Here is a 6,404-nt window from a genome sequence, read left to right as displayed (position 1 = left end):
ACCTGGACGCTAAGAAGAAAGCTGCCCTGGCCATTGCCGGTGTGAAAACGGAAGACTGAGGTCTATCATGATTGTTGGTGTAAAATTTTGCGGTAACTGTAATCCCTTTATTGAAACGCCAACCCTGTTTAAGAAGCTTATTGCCGCTGCGCCGGATATGGAGTTTCGTCTGATCAGCAGGACCTTGCCTAAGTGGGATGTGTCGCTGCTACTCAACGCCTGTCCGGCCGGCTGCCTGAAGGCTAAAGAATTCCCGAATTCTGTCGTTGTTTCGGGATTTAACGTTGATTACTGGGATGTAGACCCGGAGGATCTGGTGGCTCGGATCCTCCAGGCCATCCGCAGTAAATGGGCTGTCGTGCAAAAAGAACGTTCCGCGAAGAACATGGATGTTTAAAACGCATAGTTAGTCTACTGACGTTGCGAATTACTAAAATGCACAGGAAATATGCCTTGTGAATATTGACGTTGTATAAGGAAAAACGTATAATTAAGTCACTAGAGCATTCGAATATGCAACGTGTTTCTTATATGAGAACTCATTACTTCGTGGCGATACAATGAGTCCTGATGAACGTATAAGAGAAAGCAAGAAAGTGAAAAAAGACGCGTGTTGGTTGCATAGTTTGGGATACTAGTGTCATGCGATATGTTATCGTACATATCGTGGATCACACAGAGCGTCAGAAGCAGAGTACGTATGACAGAAAGAGAGGTGAAAGTGGTACATCTGTTCATGACCTTATTATTCGATTAAAAACGAATACTTACTCTGAACCTTCTGATTCAGCAATGTGCATATCGGAATGGCTGTGGTTGCCGTTCCAATAGAAATTGTTCGAATTTTGTGGAGGTGGCTATTTTGTCTAACGAATTGGCTATTGAAAAATCTTGTATGAGCAAATGCTCGTGGCGACTTTTACCGTATTTGCTCTTCATGTTCGTCCTTTGCTACATTGATAGAACGAACTTGGGCTTTGCCGGTCTTCAGATGTCTCCTGAATTAGGGCTCACAGCATCGACCTTCGGCTTTGGTGCAGGCCTGTTCTTTATCGGCTATTTTATTTTCGAAGTTCCTTCCAACCTGTGCTTGGCTAAATTCGGTGCCCGTCGCTGGATTGCCCGTATCATGGTTACCTGGGGTGCTGTAGCAGCTCTCATGTGCCTCATCAACGGTACTACAAGCTTCCTCGTAATGCGTTTCTTACTTGGTGCTTCTGAAGCTGGTTTCTATCCTGGCGTTATTTACTTCATCGGCGAATGGTTCCCGAACAAATATCGTGCAGGCGCTCTTTCCCGCTTCAACCTCGCTCAGCCTGTTGCTTTGATCTTCGGTTCCTTGCTCTCTGGCTTCCTCATTTCCGCCCTCGACGGCGTTATGGGGTATTCCGGTTGGCGTTGGCTGTTCCTCGTAGAAGGTGTTCCGACCATTATCTTTGGTATCGTAACCCTCTACTACCTGACAGACAAACCGGCCGATGCACAGTGGCTGACAGAAGAAGAACGTACATGGCTCATGAATCGTCTGGCTACGGAAGCTGCTGCTATTAAAGGCGCTAACGAAGACTACACGATTGGCAAGGCTCTGACACATCCGGCTGTATTGGCCCTTGGTATTGCTTACTTCCTCGCTATTTGCGAAGGCGTTTATGGTATCAACATGTGGATCCCGCAGATGCTCAAACAGTGGTCCGGCATGACTCCGGTCGAAATCGGTTTCATCGGCGCATTACCGTTCGTAACAGCTTTCTGCTGCATCCTTCTCCTTGGTTGGAGCTCCCAGAAACATCAGGAACGTAAATGGCATCTTACCTTCGCCCTGATGGTTGGCGCTATCGCTCTTTGCTCCAGCTTGTTCGTAACAGGTACGATCCCGACCATGATCTGCGTATGCTTAGGCTGCGGCGGCATGTTCTCGGCTATTCCTCTGTTCTGGACAATTCCTGCTCAGTTCCTTACCGGTACGGCTGCTGCTACAGGTATCGCTGTTATCAACTCCATTGGTAACCTCGGCGGTTTCTTTGGCCCGACGGCTGTTGGTATGGTTCGTGACGCTACAGGCGAATTCCAGTATGGTCTTCTCCTCATCGGTGTCAGCGTATTCATTGGTGCTGTTATCTGCCATGTTCTCAACAACATCTATGGCAAGAAAGTTGACTACAGCGCTATTGAAAACGAAGCAAAATAAGTTAAATTACATACAGCTTGACAGAGTGATGTCTGTAGGGCTGTAACATAGGCAAACGGCTCTGTCCATCTGGATAGGGCCGTTTGTTTTTTATAAGGAGGCAGGTAATATGGATCTTTCAAACTTTTCTTTAGAGGGCAAGCTGGCCCTCGTCACCGGTGGCAGCCGCGGCTTAGGCCAGGCTATGGCCGTTGCATTGGCCAGGGCCGGTGCAGACATCATTTCTATTCAGCGGAAAAATGAATGCGCAGAAACCAAGCGCCGCGTAGAAGCATGGGGCCGGAAATGCTATCCTTATGGACTCGATCTGGCAACGCTCAATTCAGTAGAAGAGCTGGCAGAAACACTGGAAAACACCTATGGCCCTGTAGATATTCTCGTCAACAACGCCGGTATTCAGCGGCGCCATCCGTGTACGGAATTTCCCATTGAAGACTGGGATCTCATGCTGCAGGTACACCTCGGGCTACGTTCCTCATGTGCCAGGCTTTTGGCAAGCGCATGATCGCCCGCGGCGGCGGTAAAATCATCAATGTGGCGTCTCTGTTGGCTTTTTCCGGCGGCTATACGATTCCGGCCTATGCAGCAGCTAAAGGCGGTATTGCCCAGCTGACAAAAGCGCTGGCCAACGAATGGGCAGAAAAAAATGTCAACGTCAACGCCATTGCACCGGGCTACTTCGATACGGATATGAATACGGCCCTGCAGCAGAATCCTGTACGCAACAGCCAGATTTTGGACCGCATTCCGGCCAAACGGTATGGCGATCCCGATGAAATCGGCGGTATGACGGTCTTTCTCGCCTCGCCGGCAGCGTCTTATGTACATGGCAGCGTCATGCTCGTCGACGGCGGCTGGATGGCACGATAAAGTCATAGCCTAGCCATCAGCCATACGATAAATTCATATCATATTGACAACCTATACTGAGAATACTAATATATTAGTATGTAAGAATTAATCGGAAGTGATACAGTTGCAGGTTGTTTGCGCAGCTCCGGCGTGCCGGGACTGTACGAGTCAGGAGGGTATGAGTATGCCAAAGTACAACAAAGTTACACCGGAATTGATTGAAAAGTTATATGCTTTGTTAGGCAAGCACAACATGACGACGGATCCGGAAAAACTGGATACGTATAAGACGGACGAAGAAACAAATCCCATTTATTTTCATACGCCGGAAGTAGTCGTTTTTCCGGAAACGACGGAACAGGTTGCCGGTATTATGAAGCTGGCCAATGAATACGTCGTGCCTGTTACGCCGCGCGGTGGCGGCAGCAGCCTGGCGGCCCAGGCCATTCCCGTATACAATGGTATTGTCCTTTGCCTGGAAAAGATGAATAAGATTATTGAAGTCAATAAAGATGCCCTTTACATGATCGTCGAAGCCGGTGCTGTTACGACAGCCGTCCAGGCAGCGGCCAAAGAAGCGGGCTTATATTATGCCGGCGATCCCAGCTCGAAGGCGTCTAGTGAAATCGGCGGTAACGTAGCGACGAACGCCGGCGGCAGCCGCGTTGTCAAATACGGGACAACACGGGATCAGGTCTACTGGATCGAAATGGTTACGCCGACTGGTGAAATCACAAAGGTTGGCAAACGGCTGCAAAAGAATACGACAGGGTATGCACTGGAAAAACTCATTTGCGGCTCTGAAGGGACACTCGGCATTATTACCATGCTTTGCTTGAAGCTGCGTCCTGTTGCTCCGTATCATTTCGACATGGTCGCTATTTTCCAGGATGAAATGAAAGCCCTGGCTGTTCCTAATCAGCTCTTGAAGGCCGGCGTACAGCCGACAGCTATTGAATTCCTCGATAATAAGGGGATTCAAAGCGAAGAACGGTACATGAAGATCGATTTGCCATATTCTAAGGATCAGGGCAACTACATTATCGTCACAATCGATTCGTATGATCAGGATGACCTGGATAACCGCGTAGCTACGGCTGACGAAATCTGCGAAAAGAACGGTGCTGTTGAATCCCTCGTAGCAGACGACCGCATTTGGGGCGCCCGCTATAATATTGGCGAAGCGGCCCGTAATGACAGCCTTGTCTTCCTGGCAGAAGATATCGTCGTTCCGGTCGATAAGATTGGGGAACTGATGGCCAAGCTGCCGGAAATTGAAAAGCAATACGGCATTGCTACGACGACGTCGGCCCATATTGGTGACGGCAATATTCACGTCAATGCCTTGAAGATGGATATGCCCTTGGAAAAATGGAATGAAATCACTCCCAAGTACCATGATACACTGTACAGCTTCGTGTACAGCTTAGGCGGTTGTTTATCCGGCGAACATGGTATTGGCTGCCGCAAGATACAGGAAATGAAGAAATTTACAGACCCTGTAGAATTAGGTATGATGAAGGCCATCAAAAAGGCTCTCGATCCGAAACTGATTTTGAACCCTGGCAAGATATTCGATTATTCAGAAGCATAAGCACGTTACACGAGCCGGTCTGGACCTAAGCCAGGCCGGCTTTTATGCATATTTTATATAGGTGGGCTCTAACGTATGTTAAAATCGTCACATACTTGATTTTAATTGACTTTATGCAATGATTATGATAATCTAATCCTATAGTTAACATATACGAACTTAAATTGAGTATTCGAACGAAAGAGGACAGCCTATGGATCCTGATAAATTACACAATCCCACCCTGCGCGTACTGAATATACTGGAAACGGCATATAAGTATGAAGGGGGTATTTCTTTTACAGACTTATCGCGCCAAACGGGGATTTCTAAAGGGACCCTGCATCCGATCGTCATGACCTTGGCAGCAAAGGATTACCTGCAGTGTACAGACTCCCTGTTTACATTGGGAAAAAGCTGTTTTCGCCTGGGCTATGCCTACACGCGTACGCTGCGCTGTCTCGATATTGTAAAGGCTCATATGGAAGAGATCGTCGATGCCTGCAACGAGATTTGCCAGTTAGGCATTCTCGAAGGAACCGATGTCCTCTATATTGCGAAGATGGAGCCACAGCAGGCCATTTGCGTCAATTCTTCTGTTGGCGCGACACTGGGGGCCTATGCGACGAGCCTGGGCAAAAGCCTGCTGAGCTGCTACAGTGATGACGAAGTGCGGCGCATTTGTCCGGCCACGTTCATTCAATACACGCCGAAAACGGTGAAAAATATTGATGAGCTCCTGGCGCAGCTGGACACGATCCGTACGCAGGGCTATGCCTTAGAAAATGGAGAAGTGAATAAGGATATTGAGTGCATTTCCGTGCCCGTCCAGGTAGCGCGGCAGACTATGGCTATTAGCGTCAGCCTGCCTATCTACCGTTCGACGCAAGAAAAGCAGGCAGAAATATTGGCCCTGCTGCAGCAGCACAAGCACGAAATTGCCGATCAAACAGCCGGTTTACAGCAGGATCTCAGTTTTATATGATGGCCGGGATTTGCTGATATTAAGGAAAAGAGGGTATATAACGATGAATGAATTTAAAGACAAAATTGTAGTAGTAACAGGCGGCGGCCGTGGCATTGGTGCCATGACAGCCCGCAGATTCTGTGAAGAAGGGGCTCATTGCGTTATTTCCAGCAATGTCCTTTCGGAATGTGAAGAATGTGCTGACGCCTTGAAAAAGGATGGCTTTTCTGCCAGCGTCATGGCCTGTGATGTCAGCAAGCCGGCTGATGTAGATGCCCTGATCGCTGCTACGGAAAAAGAATACGGTCACATTGACATTTTTGCCAACATTGCCGGTATCTGCACGAGCGGTATGAACTTCCTCGGCGTCACGCCGGAAAGCTGGGACCGCGTCATGAAAATCAACGCCTTTGGTACGCTATATACGAACCAGAAAGCCATTGAATCCATGATTCGCACGGGTACGAAGGGGAACGTAGTCAACGTGACTTCGATTGCTGCCAAAACCGGTGCCGGTGCTGTCGGCGTCGACTATTCGGCCAGCAAAGCGGCTATTGTCAATATTACTGTGTCTGCCGCTACGTATGCGGCCCGCTATGGCATTCGTGTCAATGCTGTCGCACCGGGACCGATTGCGACGAAGATGACCGATGTATGGGATCCTAAAATGTGTGCCAAATTAGTCAAGACCATTCCCTTGGGCAGAAAGTTCGGCGAACCGAATGACATTAGTGAAGCCATTATTTTCTTAGCCAGCGACAAAGCAAAATATATTTCCGGTGAAATACTGGATGTCAACGGCGCAGCGTATTGTGACTAACAGA

General features: G+C 48.5%; 7 protein-coding genes. All 7 read left to right on the top strand.

The features are described 5' to 3' along the window. Positions 1–67: 67 nt before the first annotated feature. The 7 genes from PGX44_RS09035 to PGX44_RS09005 all read left to right on the top strand — a co-directional run bounded on the left by PGX44_RS09035 (position 68) and on the right by PGX44_RS09005 (position 6,400). Positions 68–397 (top strand): hypothetical protein, encoded by a 330-nt coding sequence (locus PGX44_RS09035; protein WP_186502980.1) that lies wholly within the window; start codon positions 68–70, stop codon positions 395–397. Positions 398–862: 465 nt separating this feature from the next. Beyond that, positions 863–2,188, top strand: coding sequence for an MFS transporter (locus PGX44_RS09030; RefSeq protein ID WP_498855124.1), 1,326 nt, complete (start codon positions 863–865; stop codon positions 2,186–2,188). 109 nt (positions 2,189–2,297) lie between these two features. Further along, positions 2,298–2,693 carry an SDR family NAD(P)-dependent oxidoreductase gene (locus PGX44_RS09025; RefSeq protein WP_498855123.1) on the top strand — a complete coding sequence of 132 codons (396 nt, stop codon included), beginning with the start codon at positions 2,298–2,300 and terminating at the stop codon, positions 2,691–2,693. Then, positions 2,666–3,058 carry an SDR family oxidoreductase gene (locus PGX44_RS09020; RefSeq protein ID WP_498855122.1) on the top strand — a complete coding sequence of 131 codons (393 nt, stop codon included), beginning with the start codon at positions 2,666–2,668 and terminating at the stop codon, positions 3,056–3,058. Before PGX44_RS09025 ends, PGX44_RS09020 begins: the two co-directional genes overlap by 28 nt. 166 nt (positions 3,059–3,224) lie before the next feature. Then, positions 3,225–4,634: an FAD-binding oxidoreductase gene (locus tag PGX44_RS09015; RefSeq protein ID WP_498855121.1), complete on the top strand. Its 1,410-nt coding sequence runs from the start codon at positions 3,225–3,227 to the stop codon at positions 4,632–4,634. A gap of 193 nt (positions 4,635–4,827) precedes the next feature. After that, positions 4,828–5,598 carry an IclR family transcriptional regulator gene (locus PGX44_RS09010; RefSeq protein WP_186502984.1) on the top strand — a complete coding sequence of 257 codons (771 nt, stop codon included), beginning with the start codon at positions 4,828–4,830 and terminating at the stop codon, positions 5,596–5,598. A gap of 43 nt (positions 5,599–5,641) precedes the next feature. Beyond that, positions 5,642–6,400 (top strand): SDR family NAD(P)-dependent oxidoreductase, encoded by a 759-nt coding sequence (locus tag PGX44_RS09005; RefSeq protein ID WP_498855120.1) that lies wholly within the window; start codon positions 5,642–5,644, stop codon positions 6,398–6,400. Positions 6,401–6,404 lie beyond the last annotated feature (4 nt).

This window comes from Caecibacter sp. AF58-12pH5A (assembly GCF_027681725.1).
Classification (GTDB): domain Bacteria; phylum Bacillota; class Negativicutes; order Veillonellales; family Megasphaeraceae; genus Megasphaera; species Megasphaera hominis.
The sequence above is the reverse complement of the archived record's forward strand: the minus strand, read 5'-3'. Positions and strand labels throughout refer to the sequence as shown.